This window comes from Kovacikia sp. CALU 1929 (genome assembly GCF_056784235.1).
Genome location: NZ_JBXBCF010000033.1, coordinates 1 through 13,747, shown reverse-complemented (window position 1 = coordinate 13,747; position 13,747 = coordinate 1). Strand labels below are relative to the sequence as shown.

The 13,747-nt window shown below is 47.4% G+C and carries 14 protein-coding genes; 6 read left to right on the top strand and 8 right to left on the bottom strand.

What is annotated here, in order from left to right:
- Positions 1 to 223: 223 nt before the first annotated feature.
- From AC1S52_RS02605 to AC1S52_RS02595, 3 genes are all read right to left on the bottom strand, one after another.
- The gene (locus AC1S52_RS02605) at positions 224 to 652 is read right to left on the bottom strand and encodes a DUF2267 domain-containing protein (RefSeq protein WP_482027486.1); all 429 of its coding nucleotides are present in this window, start codon (positions 650 to 652) and stop codon (positions 224 to 226) included.
- Between the two features lie 82 nt (positions 653 to 734).
- Positions 735 to 1,328 (bottom strand): TetR/AcrR family transcriptional regulator, encoded by a 594-nt coding sequence (locus AC1S52_RS02600; protein ID WP_482027485.1) that lies wholly within the window; start codon positions 1,326 to 1,328, stop codon positions 735 to 737.
- An 11-nt stretch (positions 1,329 to 1,339) separates the two neighbouring features.
- A complete protein-coding gene (locus AC1S52_RS02595) occupies positions 1,340 to 1,747 on the bottom strand; it encodes a GFA family protein (RefSeq protein WP_482027484.1) in 408 nt (135 codons plus the stop codon).
- Positions 1,748 to 2,091: 344 nt separating this feature from the next.
- Between AC1S52_RS02595 and AC1S52_RS02590 the strand changes: the two genes are divergently transcribed.
- The 4 genes from AC1S52_RS02590 to ppsA all read left to right on the top strand — a co-directional run bounded on the left by AC1S52_RS02590 (position 2,092) and on the right by ppsA (position 7,756).
- The gene (locus AC1S52_RS02590) at positions 2,092 to 2,934 is read left to right on the top strand and encodes a DUF6597 domain-containing transcriptional factor (RefSeq protein ID WP_482027483.1); all 843 of its coding nucleotides are present in this window, start codon (positions 2,092 to 2,094) and stop codon (positions 2,932 to 2,934) included.
- 376 nt (positions 2,935 to 3,310) lie between these two features.
- The gene (locus tag AC1S52_RS02585; protein WP_482027482.1) at positions 3,311 to 3,574 is read left to right on the top strand and encodes a hypothetical protein; all 264 of its coding nucleotides are present in this window, start codon (positions 3,311 to 3,313) and stop codon (positions 3,572 to 3,574) included.
- A 694-nt stretch (positions 3,575 to 4,268) separates the two neighbouring features.
- Positions 4,269 to 4,664 (top strand): VOC family protein, encoded by a 396-nt coding sequence (locus AC1S52_RS02580; RefSeq protein WP_482027481.1) that lies wholly within the window; start codon positions 4,269 to 4,271, stop codon positions 4,662 to 4,664.
- Positions 4,665 to 4,786: 122 nt separating this feature from the next.
- Positions 4,787 to 7,756 carry a phosphoenolpyruvate synthase gene (gene ppsA, locus AC1S52_RS02575; protein ID WP_482027480.1) on the top strand — a complete coding sequence of 990 codons (2,970 nt, stop codon included), beginning with the start codon at positions 4,787 to 4,789 and terminating at the stop codon, positions 7,754 to 7,756.
- Here ppsA and trpA read toward each other — a convergent pair.
- Both trpA and trpB read right to left on the bottom strand, forming a co-directional pair.
- Positions 7,742 to 8,536, bottom strand: coding sequence for a tryptophan synthase subunit alpha (gene trpA / locus AC1S52_RS02570; RefSeq protein ID WP_482027479.1), 795 nt, complete (start codon positions 8,534 to 8,536; stop codon positions 7,742 to 7,744). The genes ppsA and trpA overlap by 15 nt on opposite strands.
- 25 nt (positions 8,537 to 8,561) lie before the next feature.
- Positions 8,562 to 9,833 (bottom strand): tryptophan synthase subunit beta, encoded by a 1,272-nt coding sequence (trpB, locus tag AC1S52_RS02565; RefSeq protein ID WP_482027478.1) that lies wholly within the window; start codon positions 9,831 to 9,833, stop codon positions 8,562 to 8,564.
- Between the two features lie 134 nt (positions 9,834 to 9,967).
- Between trpB and AC1S52_RS02560 the strand changes: the two genes are divergently transcribed.
- Both AC1S52_RS02560 and AC1S52_RS02555 read left to right on the top strand, forming a co-directional pair.
- On the top strand, positions 9,968 to 10,873 hold the full coding sequence (locus AC1S52_RS02560; RefSeq protein WP_482027477.1) for a LysR substrate-binding domain-containing protein: 906 nt from the start codon (positions 9,968 to 9,970) through the stop codon (positions 10,871 to 10,873).
- Positions 10,874 to 10,976: 103 nt separating this feature from the next.
- Positions 10,977 to 12,038, top strand: a complete 1,062-nt coding sequence (locus AC1S52_RS02555; RefSeq protein ID WP_482027476.1) for a hypothetical protein — start codon at positions 10,977 to 10,979, stop codon at positions 12,036 to 12,038.
- Positions 12,039 to 12,061: 23 nt separating this feature from the next.
- Here AC1S52_RS02555 and AC1S52_RS02550 read toward each other — a convergent pair whose 3' ends face one another.
- The 3 genes from AC1S52_RS02550 to AC1S52_RS02540 form a co-directional block, all read right to left on the bottom strand.
- Positions 12,062 to 12,364, bottom strand: a complete 303-nt coding sequence (locus AC1S52_RS02550; RefSeq protein ID WP_482027475.1) for an isochorismate lyase — start codon at positions 12,362 to 12,364, stop codon at positions 12,062 to 12,064.
- A gap of 131 nt (positions 12,365 to 12,495) precedes the next feature.
- Entirely contained in the window at positions 12,496 to 12,882 is a 387-nt protein-coding gene (locus AC1S52_RS02545) for a nuclear transport factor 2 family protein (protein WP_482027474.1), read from the bottom strand.
- A gap of 4 nt (positions 12,883 to 12,886) precedes the next feature.
- Entirely contained in the window at positions 12,887 to 13,372 is a 486-nt protein-coding gene (locus AC1S52_RS02540; protein WP_482027473.1) for a VOC family protein, read from the bottom strand.
- Between the last annotated feature and the right edge of the window lie 375 nt (positions 13,373 to 13,747).

Here is a 13,747-nt window from a genome sequence, read left to right as displayed (position 1 = left end):
GTTGTCAGCCCCTCCAACTCTTCTCGTTCTTCAGCACTCAGAGAGACGATGTATTTCTTTTTTGCCATGAATCTCAAGTAAACGCGATGGCTTAAATTATCATCGAATTACCCCTCAAATCAAAGCTGACAGACTACTAGTCGCCCGAACCATTTTTGGATAAAGCCTTTTTGTGTAACATCCCTCATACGACTGATTGGCCTGAAGCATTCCACATCACCCATCAATTCGGGTAGTAGGACCAGAAGTCATGGGCTGGGGTGGGTAGAGCGCTCAGCACGCCATCGAGTTCTGTTTCGTCAATGTTTTTTCTAAGTGCTATGGCAACGGCTTGAATGGCGATGTCGGGTGCGAAATTATGATCGGCACGCAACGACTGCACTTCCTGAGTCATTTCTGCTCGATCGCCAAAACTGCGACGTGGCTCATTCGGATTCCAGTCCGCCACAAACAGTGCTCGCAGAACAGGTGGTAGGACTCCGGCGAATTGGATTGCTTCTGGAAGCGTGAGCCGTCGCCGAAAGGTTTGCAAGACACCTTGCACCATCGTGTAGACCTGATTGGTGGTCGTTAGACCAGATGCTTCACGGGCATCTACCAGAAATTTCTCAAATTCCAGTGAAGCTCGTTGGTATTCAGATGGCATCGGCATATTCGTTAGCTCCTGTGGTTTCAATCAATGATTCCTATCCCCTTTGGGAACGTGCGCTTTGCGCGAATTGCCCAGATGTATTTCATGAGGAATTTGTGCAAAATTCCGCGATGATCTGAGCCTTTACTGCATCCAGCGGAAAGGTTGTGGGATAGGTGGAATACATCAGCATCGTGCCCTGGAGGGCTGAGGAGAAGTAGAGCGATCGCTGCTGAGGATTTTTCACCCCCAGTTTCTTAAACATCTCGGTTTGCACCTGAAATTGTCGAGCTTGCTCATCCATTAATTTCTGACTACAGGTCGCAATTACCGGGTCTAGCTTGGGTTGGCTGAACAAGTTGAGATAAAACCGAAAGACATCAGGTTTCTTTTGCACATCGGCGAGTGCGCCTTCTGCAATGTGCCGAATCTGTGCCGCTGGAGTTGGCTTTGTCCGCGCTGCATCCATCACCACTAAGACATCCTGGATACGCAGGTCTACCAGTGCGCCCAAGACGTCTGCCTTGCTCTTGAAGTAGTGATAGAGCAACCCTTTAGAAATTTCTGCCTGTCGAGCAATCTCTTCAATTGAGGTAGAGTAATAGCCCTTTTCACAGAATAAACTCAATGCGGTTTGGAGAATCTGCTCGGTAGTGGCGCGACGAACGCGATCGTTCTCTTCGGGTGTGCGTGGCATTCTAATTTTCTCTATACCAGTTCACGCAGATCAACAACCTCAGGATACTGAGGCAGTTCATCGGCAATTTCAAACCACGATACTTTTGATTTCACGTATAAATGCGCCTTCGGTTGAATCTCTGGGTCGTCATCCAATGTCGCTAAAGGAATCCGGACATAGTTCATTTCAGGAAAGACACTGGGCATATTGGAACCACAAACACGGCAGAAATTCCGCACATTGCCCTCGGACGATCGATATCCGGTGAGCAATGCTTCTCCCTGTATCCAACGAAATGTGTCTGCTTGAGCATGTCCGCTGGTGCTAAACGCGGCTCCATGCACTTTTCGACAGATTGAGCAGTGGCAATGGTTAGCAATCAAAAATTTGTCGTTCAGTTCGTACTGAATGCCACCACAGGCACAACTTCCTTTCATGGCGATCGCTCCTTCCAAATTATCTCTATCTCACAGCAGCAACATCATGTAGCCGTAGACGTGCAATGCGACGTTGATGACTAATGAATTGTTCTACCGCTATTCTATTTTATGACTGACTAAACGGTCAACTAAAAACCGTCAAAGTGATTCGACACCAATCCTAACCAGCCCCGCATCCTATAGCTTCTTGAAATACCAGGCGATTGGTAATAGTCCTGGCAATAAAATCTGTCAAAAGATAGAGAACTATTCGTTCTACCTGATTGGGTGAAGTGCAGAGCAAAAGCGATCGCTAATCTAAAAAGCTATATCAGATAGAGGCATTATGGTTTCCTCTCTCTATGATCTATCACACGACTTATCGACCGCGATCGCCCCTCTCACAGTTCGTAGAATTTCTGTGGTTTCGGGAGGGTGACCATCTGCCACAATCCCAGTCGCGCTTGCTGCCAATTGGCTCAATGGAGTTGGTGATCAACCTGCACGAGGACAGGATTCCACTGTTTGATCGGCAGAGTCGAGTAGAGTGTGGTAGCACGAACGGCACAATGATTTGTGGCACCCATTCCGAAGGTTACATTATTCGCATTGACAGCAAGATATCTGTGATGGGTGTCCACTTCAAACCGGGTGGCAGTACATCATTCCTGGGACTGCCTGCCAGAGAATTGTATAACCAGCGAGTTGGGTTGGATGAATTATGGCAAGGACGGGCGGCTGAACTGCGCGATCGCCTGATTGCAGCAGCGACCCTAGAAAATCGCTTTCTGATCTTGGAGCAATTTCTGTTGATGATGATGCACTTGCCTGATCGCACCACCTTTCTCCAGAATCATCGTCATCCTGTGGTTGATTTCGCCTTGCGAGAATTCAGGCAGATGCCGATTCCTAGCGTTAGCGCAGTGACCAATCAGATTGGGTGCAGTGCCCGCCATTTCAATCAGCTTTTCCGAGATCAGGTGGGATTAACGCCTAAGCTGTTTTGCCGTGTCCGGCGGTTACGGCAAGTTCTTTATCTGCTTGCTGATAAAGGTCATATTGACTGGGCAGATCTGGCGTTTACCTGTGGCTATTTCGATCAAGCCCATCTGATCCACGATTTTCGGTCGCTAACTGACTGCACACCCACTGAGTATTTGGCACAGCGGGGGTTTCATCCCTGCCATGTGGTTCTGCCCAATTAAGGTCAATTTTTTACAATCCTTCTGCCTCTAAACTGTGTCATACTCACAAGCGAAATTGAGTTCGACAATCTAGTTCTACAGGATTAATTTTTCGATCCAGAGAATTCAAATTACTTTTTCCGCATTGATGTCTCACAACCGAACGATCGCATCATCCAAAGTAATCTGAGCTTGCACAAGCCCTTTGAGCCGTTAGAAGCATAGATATAGCAATCATTTCTTCAGTGGTGGGTGCAATGTTCTTCAAAGAACCGATCGTTGCAGATTTGACTCAACCTGAAAGGAGATTTTCATGTTCCATTTCAACCGAAATTGTAGAAACAACTCAGATCCACGCACACAAAGCACTTCTATCATTTGGGGATGCGCGGTCGGGATGTTCGCGCTTTGTATCCCACTCGTTCGTCTGACCCAGAGTGCTGCAATGATTCCGTTTGCGATCGCGTTGGGAGCGGGAGCAGGTACGGCTGCGGTTTGGAGACCGGATCGACGCATTCAGAATCGTTCTGAGCATGAACAACAGTCTTTGAGATCACTCGAAGAACGAATTGCCAATTTGGAAACAATCGCAAGTCATGGCAAATTAGACACACAATATCAGTTCAAATCATTAGACTCACAGCAACGCCATGAATCATGATCGTTGTTAGAGGTGTGATTAAAACGAAGCTCTCATCACCCCAACATAGCATTCTCTACAAACATCATGAAAATTAATCGCAGGATTTTGACAATAACACAAGAATTAGACAGCGCAAGCATAAACAACTGGCTAATCTGAAAGCTCTGTCAACACGCAAATTTGAGAATAAGCCATCTTTAAGGAAACAGTTCACGAAGATTTACGACTGTTTTCAATCAAGCTGAGAAGACAAAATTATTTGTCAAGTCTCTAGCTTCAATAGAGGAGAGAGAATGAGGAAAGCACTTAAAGCGATTGCGCTTTCATTGAGACCAATTTTATCTCTCATTTGGAACGTTCTATTTACCTCTGTATCAGATGAGGCACGTATTTGGCAGGAGCGTGATCGATTCAGCAATGTTTGGTGGTACGTTTATGATCCCATTAGTCGTCGCTCCATTCAATTTCCCTCAGAGCAGGAATTGCGGCGATGGTTGGAGAAACGATTTTCTGGTCACTAAATTAAGTTGACTTTGCAACACTCAGTGCCTTTAGCCAAGTCTTTCAGCGATCGACTGGAACGACTCCCAAAGCATTTCGTCAGCAGTGATAGTAAACAACTTGCATTACTCGAATAAGAATTTACAACAATGGATTCATGTTACTGAATTATCGGTTGAACCATTGAGAAGAAATGAGGAAATTGCCATTTATGCAAATTACCGCTTCAGCAATCTCGCTCAACGTTGAGGATGTCACCGCATCCGCTACATTCGTCAAGCAACACTTTGGCTTCAAGGAAGAGATGGCAGCCGAGGGCTTTGTATCGCTTTCTCGGACTGATGCCGGATTCAATTTAATCTTTCTACAAACTGGACTGAAAAGCTTTAAACCAGCTCATTTGCGCGGACATCGAGCGGATGGTTTGCTCATTGTTTTTGTTGTGGATGATATCGATCGCGAGTATACCCGCTTGCAAGCTGAAGGAGTCCCAATTACAACTCCCATCGAGACGGAACCTTGGGGTGAGCGATTCTTCCAAGTGACTGATCCAAATGGGGTTGTGTTGCAATTGGTGCAATGGATCAGTGAGCAAGCGTCATTATAAACGACGATCGGGTAAGGAGCTTTCTGCCTCTTTGCCAATCGCACAGGCAGTCCAAATCTATGCTTAATGTCTGTCTAGCAGATTGGAAGTGGCATGATCGAGTTGCGCTATGGGGTACGTCAATGAGTTCATTGGTGCTTGGCTTTCAAGATATTGATCAAACAAAACTCACCGTTGTTGGAGGGAAAGGCGCGAACCTGGGAGAACTATCCAAAATTGAAGGACTATGTGTACCCGATGGCTTTTGTATTACTACGGATGCCTTTCAAAGAATCATTGAAGAAGCCCCATCGATTCACGAATTACTGGATCAGTTATCGTTTCTGAAGGTGGATGATCGAGATAAAATCCATGAACTTAGCAGTGAGATTCGCAGGGCCATCGAAGAGATAGCCATTCCTGAAGAAATTAGTGAAGCGATCGCCCACTTTCTCTCCAGGTTTGGAGAAAGTAATGCTTATGCAGTCCGATCCAGCGCAACTGCCGAGGATTTACCAACAGCCTCCTTTGCAGGACAGCAGGATACTTATTTGAACATTATCGGCAAGGAAGCAATTCTAACGCATATTAGTAAGTGCTGGGCATCGCTATTCACGGAGCGGGCAGTCATTTACCGCCTGCAAAACGGCTTCGATCATCGTAAAGTTTACCTGTCTGTGGTGGTTCAGAAGATGGTCTTCCCACAAGCAGCAGGAATTTTGTTTACCGCCGATCCGGTCACGGGTAATCGGAAAGTGGCATCCATTGATGCTAGCTTCGGACTTGGGGAAGCGATCGTCTCCGGACGGGTAAATGCGGATAACTATAAAGTGCGGAACGGCAAGATTATCGACAAGAAGATATCCACCAAGAAACTAGCAATTTATGCCCTAAAAGGGGGGGGTATACAAGAACAGGAAATTGAACCTGAACAGCAGAATCAACAAGTGTTGACGGATGAGCAGATTTTGCAGCTTGGGCGCATTGGCAGAAGGATTGAGAAATATTTCGGACACGACTACACAACAGACGAATTGCAGGAAGCATTTCGACCGATCGCTTCACTCATCCGCAAGTCTGAAAAAGCACAGCAGAAATTGTCACCCGGAACGTGGCAATATACGACGCTACGAGACAATCTCAAAGCGTTACACCATGCGTCTGCACTGATGAACGAGACTAACGATACGGATAACTTCACACAGGACGATGTACGAGAAAACCTCCGTGCGTTTGATTCGATGATAGGCAAGACCGAGAATGCTCAGGCAAAATTCTCGCCGGGAACTTCCCAACATACGTTGCAGCAAAACAGACTCAAAGCGTTACGCATCGGCAGAAAGATTGTCGAAAATTGCGGCTGCCCCCAAGACATCGAATGGTGTTTGGTGGATGGCACGTTTTATATTGTCCAGAGCCGACCGATCACGACCCTATATCCCATCCCTGAAATGAATGATGGGAAAAATCACGTTTATGTCTCTGTGGGGCATCAGCAAATGATGACTGACCCCATGAAACCCTTGGGGCTGTCTTTATTTCAGTTAACCGCTGCTCGACCCATGTATCAAGCGGGTGGCAGGTTGTTTGTGGATGTTACCCAGGAGTTGGCTTCACCTGTTAGAAGAAATATTTTAGTCAATGTCCTGGGAAAATCTGATCCGCTCATCAGAGACGCATTGATGACCATCCTGGAACGAGATTTTATCCAATTAGAGCCAAGCGAGAACCCAGAATCGGGTTCTGGTCAAAGCAATCAAGGTACACCTCCACCGAACTTTCAAGCGCAACTCGAAAACGATCCGACGATCGCTTCTAATCTGATTCGCAATAGTCAAGCCTCGATTGAGGAGCTAAAGCAGACTATCAAAACGAAGTCGGGGCCAGAGCTGTTTGACTTCATCCTGCAAGACCAGCAGACGCGGAGGCAAAGCTTGTCTGATCCGCAAAGTTTTGGCGCAATCGTGACGGGCATGAATGCGGCATCCTGGATCAATGAAAAAATGATGGAGTGGCTCGGTGAGAAGAACGTAGCCGATACGCTGGCTCAATCTGCGCCAAACAATATTACGTCGGAAATGGGTCTGGAACTGCTGGATGTGGCAGATGTGATTCGCTCTTATCCAGAAGTAATCAATTATTTAGAAGATGCAGAAGGCGATCGCTCTTTAGATGGGCTAGTGAAGCTCAATGGCGGCAAGGAAGTCCGGGACGCGATCGATGCCTATCTCAGTAAATATGGAATGCGCTGTGTCGGAGAAATCGATATTACAAGAACCCGTTGGAGCGAGCAGCCAAGGGCGCTTGTTCCCCTGATCCTGCTGAACATCAAGAACTTTGAACCCGGTGCTGCTAAGCGGAGATTCGAGCAAGGTCGCCAGGACGCTCTGAAAAAAGAACAGGAACTACTAGAGCGGTTGAAGCACCTGCCAGACGGGGAGCAAAAGGCTGAGGAGACAAAGCAAAAGATCAGTCTGCTCCGTAATTTCGTCGGTTATCGTGAATATCCAAAATACGACATCGTTAATCGCTACTTCGCCTATAAGCAGGCGTTGCTGAAAGAAGCTGATCAACTCGTAAAAGCAGGCGTTATTCAGGAAAAAGAAGATATCTACTATCTCACCCTTGAAGAATTGCGCGATGTTGTACGCACATATCAAGTGGATTACTCAATCATCAGCAAACGAAAATATGAGTACAAACACTATGAAAAACTTACTCCCCCACGAGTGATCACGTCTGACGGTGAAATCATTACAGGCACGTATAAACGAGAGAATTTGCCAGCCAATGCGATCGTTGGTCTACCTGTTTCTGCTGGAGTAATAGAGGGACGCGCACGGGTTATCTTAAATATAGAAGAAGCTGATCTGAAAGATGGAGACATCTTAGTCACCACCTTTACTGACCCAAGCTGGACACCCTTGTTTGTCTCCATCAAAGGTTTAGTCACCGAAGTGGGTGGACTGATGACTCATGGAGCCGTGATCGCCCGTGAATATGGCTTACCCGCTGTGGTTGGGGTGGATCAGGCGACCCAACGGATCAAAGATGGGCAACGAATTCGCGTACACGGAACAGAAGGCTATGTAGAAGTTCTAACCAGTTCGTAAATTCCACATAAACACTTCTAATGCCGCTGCTCCTTGTTCAACATACACTTTCACAGCCTGGGTACCGATAATCGCGATATCGACTTGCCCCTTTAGTCGAGCAATGGCTGCTTGAGATTGAATGCCAAATCCAACGCCAATCGGCAGTTGAACTGAGGCACGAACCGATTCAACATAGCGGTTAAATTGGGTTGAGAATTGTGTTTCATGTCCTGTCACACCTTTGCGAGCAGTACAATAAATCATTCCACTTGCGCTTTCAGCTATTTGCTGTAACCGCTCGGGAGAGTTATTGGGTGTGCATAAAAAGATTGTGGCAATGCCCTGATGGTTACAGGCTGCAATATAAGGCTTCGCTTCCTCTGGCGGCAGATCAGGAATGATCACTCCAGTGACACCAGAATTGGCAGCGGTTTGGACAAACTGCTTCACTCCATAGTGATAGACAATGTTGTAGTAAGTCATGATAATAAACTGAGTTTGCCGATACTGCTGAGTGATCTCAGCCGCAAAGCAGAGGCAATCTTTGATCGTTGTTCCGGCTTGAATGGCGGATTGATTGGCGTTCAGCAATAGAGAGCCATCTGCGATCGCTTCTGAAAAAGGAAACTGGAGTTCAATTAATTCAACTCCTGCTTTCACTAGGGCATCGATCGCACAGTAATTATCCTGGAATGATGGATAGCCCAGCACGGTGTGAGACATCAACAAAATGTCTTTCTGCTGACGCTGTTCTACAATGAACTGCTCTAAGGTCGTAGATTTAGACAATGTTTTCATCGACTTCTTTAATACCTTATTTTTACTACTGGAACGAAGACACTTGATTGTTTAAAAATGCTTTCCACTCAGCATTACCAAAAGCATTAGCGATCGTGAAAATATCTTTATCACCGCGTCCGGATTGGTTAATTACAATGCAGTCATTGGACGTGTAGTGGGGTGCATCTTTAAAGGCTTGAACAAACGCATGAGCAGATTCCAGAGCAGGAATTAATCCTTCTTGACTCATACACAACTGGCAGGCTTCAAGCACCTCTGCATCGGTTGCGGCTTTAACTTTAATGCGATCCGTTTGAGTCAAGTGAGCCAGAAGAGGTGAAACGCCAATGTAGTCAAGCCCTGCGGCGACAGAATGGGTATCTTGCATTTGTCCATCCTGGTTTTGCAGAAAATAGGTTTTATACCCCTGAGCAATTCCAACGGATGCATCAGATGCGGCTAAGCGAGAGGCATGATGCGGAGTATTGATGCCCAATCCCCCTGCTTCTACACCCACTAATTGCACCGCTGCATCATCCAGGAATCCACTAAAAATCCCGATCGCATTGGAGCCACCGCCGACACAGGCATAAACGGCTGCTGGTAAGGTTTCAGCCTGTTGCAGAATTTGCGATCGCGCTTCCAGTCCAATCACCGATTGAAACCAGGCGACCATTTCTGGAAACGGATGCGGACCACAGGCTGTTCCAATGACGTAGTGTGTGGTGTCCATGTGAGTAGACCAATCCCGCAACGCCTCATTCATGGCATCTTTGAGCGTTTGAGTTCCAGATGAAACAGGGACAACCTCTGCCCCCAACTTTCGCATCCAGAACACATTCGGATATTGCCGTTCAACATCGATCGCACCTATATAGATGGTGCAGCGGAGTCCGAACTTAGCGGCAAGCGTGGCCGTTGCGACTCCATGTTGACCCGCCCCTGTTTCTGCGATCACTCGTGTCTTGCCCATGCGTTTAGCCAGCAGCATTTGCCCCAGCCCGTTATTCAATTTGTGGGAACCCGTATGGTTTAAGTCTTCTCGCTTAATGAAAATTTTGGCACCCCCCAGGTAACGTGTTAATCCCTCCGCATAGGTAAGGGGTGTCGGACGACCTGAATAGTTCGACAACAAGGCGATAAACTCCCTCCAAAACGTCTGATCCTGTCTGGCGGCTTGATAGGCAGCGGTGACTGCCTCCAATGTTTCATGCAAAACTTCAGGCGTAAAGCGTCCGCCAAACTCGCCGTAATATCCTTTCTGGCTTAGTAATTGGGGGGTGGAGATCGCCCCTACCGATGATGAGATAACCATAATGCTGTGCTGCTTCAATCGGGTGAACAGTCCTACTGAAACGATAAGAGCAGGGTTTTGATATGTCCAATATTGGTTAGATCGGCACACTATACTTTTGAGATATAGTCTTGAAATCAGCGTGAGCTTCAACAATGGAACTACGGCACCTGCGATACTTCATCACGGTTGCAGAAGAGTTAAATTTCAGTCGAGCGGCTGAGCGGCTTCACATGGCTCAACCACCTTTGAGCCAGCAAATTCGGGCGTTGGAACTCGAACTGGGTGTGCAGTTGTTTGAACGGGATAAGCGTCCGCTTCAGTTAACCCATGCGGGACAGGCATTTCTAAAGCAGGCGCAGTTGGTTTTGACTCAAGTTGAACAGGCAACGCTGATTGCTCAACAAGCTAATCGAGGCGAAGTCGGACACTTAGCGATCGGGTTTAACAGCACCGTGACTCAAAGCGTTCTGCCAGCGATTCTGAACCTCTTTCAAACTCGATCTCCCCAGGTTCAGTTGAGCCTATGCGAACTGGATTCTCAAACGCAAATTCAACGGCTGGACGATCGCACCATTGATTGTGGTTTCGTTAATTCCCCTATCCCAAGCAATAGCGATTTAAATGTTTTGTCTGTTTTCAAAGAACCATTAATTGTTGCCATCCATCACGAGCATCCACTCCTCTCTCACCAAAAAATTCCTCTCAAGGCACTCAGCCAGGAACCCTTTATTCTGCCTCCATCTCACTTGGGGCAAGGGTTTTATCATCAAGTCCTGAACCTCTGCCAGGACAATGGGTTTATCCCAACGGTCGTGCAACAAGCCCGGTGGCTACAAACCGCATTAGGTTTGGTTGCTGGAAGAATCGGGGTTGCCCTCGTGCCCGCCTCAATGCAAAATCTACAGCGAACTGGGGTGGTCTACAAGGATATACAGCCTACGTTTGAAATTGAGACTCTTGTTGTGTGGTGCGCTCATAATCCATCGCCTGTGCTGCGCGAGTTTATTCAGACAATCCGTCACTATTTGGAGGATGGTGATCGCGCTCATTTATCCTGAAACTTTAAACCTTCTATGAAGCAAGCCGTAACGACGGAAATCGCTGGAACTTCCACTTTGCAAAAACTATCGATTAATCGTATCAACGAGTGAGCCAGAAGCAATGCATCGAACAGCCGTATTCCTCTCGCGGTCTTTAATTAGCCTATGGGTCGTGCTGGTTGGCACATTTCTGGTGATACTGCTGCAAAATGCTCCCAGCGCATCGAATACCCCCTTTGCTGGTATATCCATCCGGACTGAACAGAACACAATCATTCACCTGCCAAATCGAATTTTTAGCTGTACAGAGACAGCCCAGCAATTTCAGTGTCAGGCAGAACTTCAAAACCGTTTGCTAGAAATTAATGTGACCAAAGGGCAGGCTTATAAATACGACTTGAGTAATTGTCGCGTTTCCTACGACGGGCGATCGGTTGATTGCCAGGAAAACGGGCAAACCTACGCACCGATGCTGTTGGAGATGTATGAAATTACAAATCTGGGCTTGAGTTCCCAACAAATGCAAACGATTCAACAGGAATACCGAATCAGAACTGTCCTTGCACAATTGGGGGACCGCTTGCTGTGGATCAGTAGCGGACTATCGTTAGTGGCAGGCATCAGTGCGGCTTTCTTTACCTGGCTCCATCCCGGTCACTTGAGCAGAGGGTTTGCCAGTGTTGCCTGTGGATTTGGCATGTATCAGTTAATTGGCGGCGTACTGGGTCGAGTGCCGTATGATGCTGTTACACCCTATGGATTGACTCCTGATACCTGGAGATGGGTAGTAAATGCAGGCGCGATCGCCATTGGCATGATCACCCTAATCACGACTTCACTTCTGCTCTGGCGTAACCTGAATCTCTTTACCAGAATTCTGATCAGCATTGGCAGTAGTGCAGGAATTTTCAGTCTTTGCTGGTCGTCTTTGATGTGGAATTCAAACTATGTTCTCCATTTCCTGGGTTTATCAAACAATGTTTGGGTACAGCAGGGCTATCCATTGATGTGGTTTTCTACAGCCATTTCAATCGTTCTAGCAATTGTGGCTACTATCTTGATTGGACGACACACTCATCAATCAATTAAAAGGTTTCTCTGTCTGGGCTGTGGCGTGGGTGCGATCGCGTTGGCTACAAACTTATTTCTGTTTATACTTTTGGGGTTGGGATATGTAGATTGATGCAACGATAATTCTTGTATCTTTTACTTAATTTCGGATTGTTTCCAATGCTTCATTTCCTCGTTAATGAAGTGATTCACTAAATCCTGATACATTTTTTCGATCACATCAGCATCTAAGCCTTCCTCTTCTGCCCAGACCCGACGTTGCTGCAACATCGCTTGCAAACGTTCAGGTGCTCTGACTGTCGTTTCACTCGTTTTAAATTTAGAGGCAGCTTTGACATAGGCGAAACGCTGACCCAGAAGCGCAACCACTTGACGGTCTAACCGATCGATTTCGGCTCGAATGTCCACCATACTCTCACATTGATCGGGTGTCTTCATAGGCTTACAAAGGGTAGAATCATGGAAAACTCTGAAATCGAAGCGATCGCGTAGCTGAGGTATTTTCAAACTTGCCACTGAAAAGACAAGCAGCAAGGGTCTGAACACCAACCTGTTCACTGGAGTGAATGTTAGGCACCGAGGCCGGACAATGGCAGGGGACAAACTTCCATCGCTTGAATCAAGCCATGCTCAATAGTGAAACGGTGCCCCACATGTTCATCGGCAAGCATGGCTCCGGCTAGATCGCGCACGACCTGATGCACTTCGACCAAAATCTTCCCAGCCTCCTCTACGTGAAAGGCAACTGGCTCGACGTGTGGATTGATCTCGCTCCACTGCTCCGTCCAGTAAGCGCGGACTTCTTCAGGTCCACGGGCAAAACCGCCTTTGAATGCTTTCGGCCAATGCACGTCGGGAGTCATAAGGGCGAGGGCAGCATCAATGTCACGCACGTTGAAGGCTGCGTATGCGGCGCGTAGCAGCTCAATTTCTTCTAGTACAGGTTGATCTGGCATAAGCTTAACCGCGCTGTGCTGCCTCGATCGCAGCAATATCGATCTTTTTCATCTGCATCATGGCATCAAACGCACGCTTGGCGGCAGCAGAATCAGGATCAGCGATCGCTTTCGTCAGGGCGATCGGCGTAATCTGCCAGGACAATCCCCATTTGTCTTTACACCAGCCACACGCACTCTCCTGCCCGCCATTGCCGACGATCGCGTTCCAGTAGCGATCCGTTTCAGCCTGGTCAACGGTGGCGACCTGAAACGAGAACGCCTCGTTGTGTTTGAACGCAGGTCCACCGTTGAGTCCGAGGCAGGGAATGCCCATCACGGTAAATTCGACGGTTAACACGTCCCCTTGCTTCCCCGACGGAAAGTCTCCCGGTGCATGGTGCACGGCATCAACGGACGAATCGGGAAAGGTCTTGGCGTAAAACCGCGCTGCGTCCTCGGCGGTGCCATCATACCAGAGGCAAATCGTGTTCTTTGCTGGCTTCTCCATGTCACTTCTCCATCAAGATGAGCCACCCGAAACCGGAGTCAACAATGTACTCAGTCGAAGAAGAGTATTGGCTCGGACGACATTTCCGCCCATTCTAGCGCGGCTTCACTGTGCTTCACATAGGCAGGATAACGTTCGTATTCAGCGGTAGCGAGTAGCTTTTGCATCTCCGCCGAGATCTTGATACCGTCCACTGCAATACAGTTATTAGCTATACACTAAACTAAAAGTCTCTTAGAAGCTGTTTGTAAATGTTAGTTAAGCAGTTTTTGGCTTCCTCGTTCGGCGGTTGTTTGTTAAGCGGCGGAGCATTAATCGAATCATAACCACATAAATCATGCCTTCATGATTTTCGGGTAAGGTTTCGTAGTCCCT

What these genes read in the sequence shown, in the direction of transcription:
- trpA (WP_482027479.1), bottom strand. Translation starts at nt 8,536, where the DNA reads ATGAAAACATTGTCTAAATCTACGACCTTAGAGCAGTTCATTGTAGAA.
- AC1S52_RS02585 (WP_482027482.1), top strand. Translation starts at nt 3,311, where the DNA reads ATGTTCGCGCTTTGTATCCCACTCGTTCGTCTGACCCAGAGTGCTGCA.
- AC1S52_RS02555 (WP_482027476.1), top strand. Translation starts at nt 10,977, where the DNA reads ATGCATCGAACAGCCGTATTCCTCTCGCGGTCTTTAATTAGCCTATGG.
- AC1S52_RS02580 (WP_482027481.1), top strand. Translation starts at nt 4,269, where the DNA reads ATGCAAATTACCGCTTCAGCAATCTCGCTCAACGTTGAGGATGTCACC.
- ppsA (WP_482027480.1), top strand. Translation starts at nt 4,787, where the DNA reads ATGAGTTCATTGGTGCTTGGCTTTCAAGATATTGATCAAACAAAACTC.
- AC1S52_RS02590 (WP_482027483.1), top strand. Translation starts at nt 2,092, where the DNA reads ATGATCTATCACACGACTTATCGACCGCGATCGCCCCTCTCACAGTTC.
- AC1S52_RS02540 (WP_482027473.1), bottom strand. Translation starts at nt 13,372, where the DNA reads ATGGAGAAGCCAGCAAAGAACACGATTTGCCTCTGGTATGATGGCACC.
- AC1S52_RS02560 (WP_482027477.1), top strand. Translation starts at nt 9,968, where the DNA reads ATGGAACTACGGCACCTGCGATACTTCATCACGGTTGCAGAAGAGTTA.
- AC1S52_RS02550 (WP_482027475.1), bottom strand. Translation starts at nt 12,364, where the DNA reads ATGAAGACACCCGATCAATGTGAGAGTATGGTGGACATTCGAGCCGAA.
- AC1S52_RS02595 (WP_482027484.1), bottom strand. Translation starts at nt 1,747, where the DNA reads ATGAAAGGAAGTTGTGCCTGTGGTGGCATTCAGTACGAACTGAACGAC.
- AC1S52_RS02600 (WP_482027485.1), bottom strand. Translation starts at nt 1,328, where the DNA reads ATGCCACGCACACCCGAAGAGAACGATCGCGTTCGTCGCGCCACTACC.
- trpB (WP_482027478.1), bottom strand. Translation starts at nt 9,833, where the DNA reads ATGGTTATCTCATCATCGGTAGGGGCGATCTCCACCCCCCAATTACTA.
- AC1S52_RS02605 (WP_482027486.1), bottom strand. Translation starts at nt 652, where the DNA reads ATGCCGATGCCATCTGAATACCAACGAGCTTCACTGGAATTTGAGAAA.
- AC1S52_RS02545 (WP_482027474.1), bottom strand. Translation starts at nt 12,882, where the DNA reads ATGCCAGATCAACCTGTACTAGAAGAAATTGAGCTGCTACGCGCCGCA.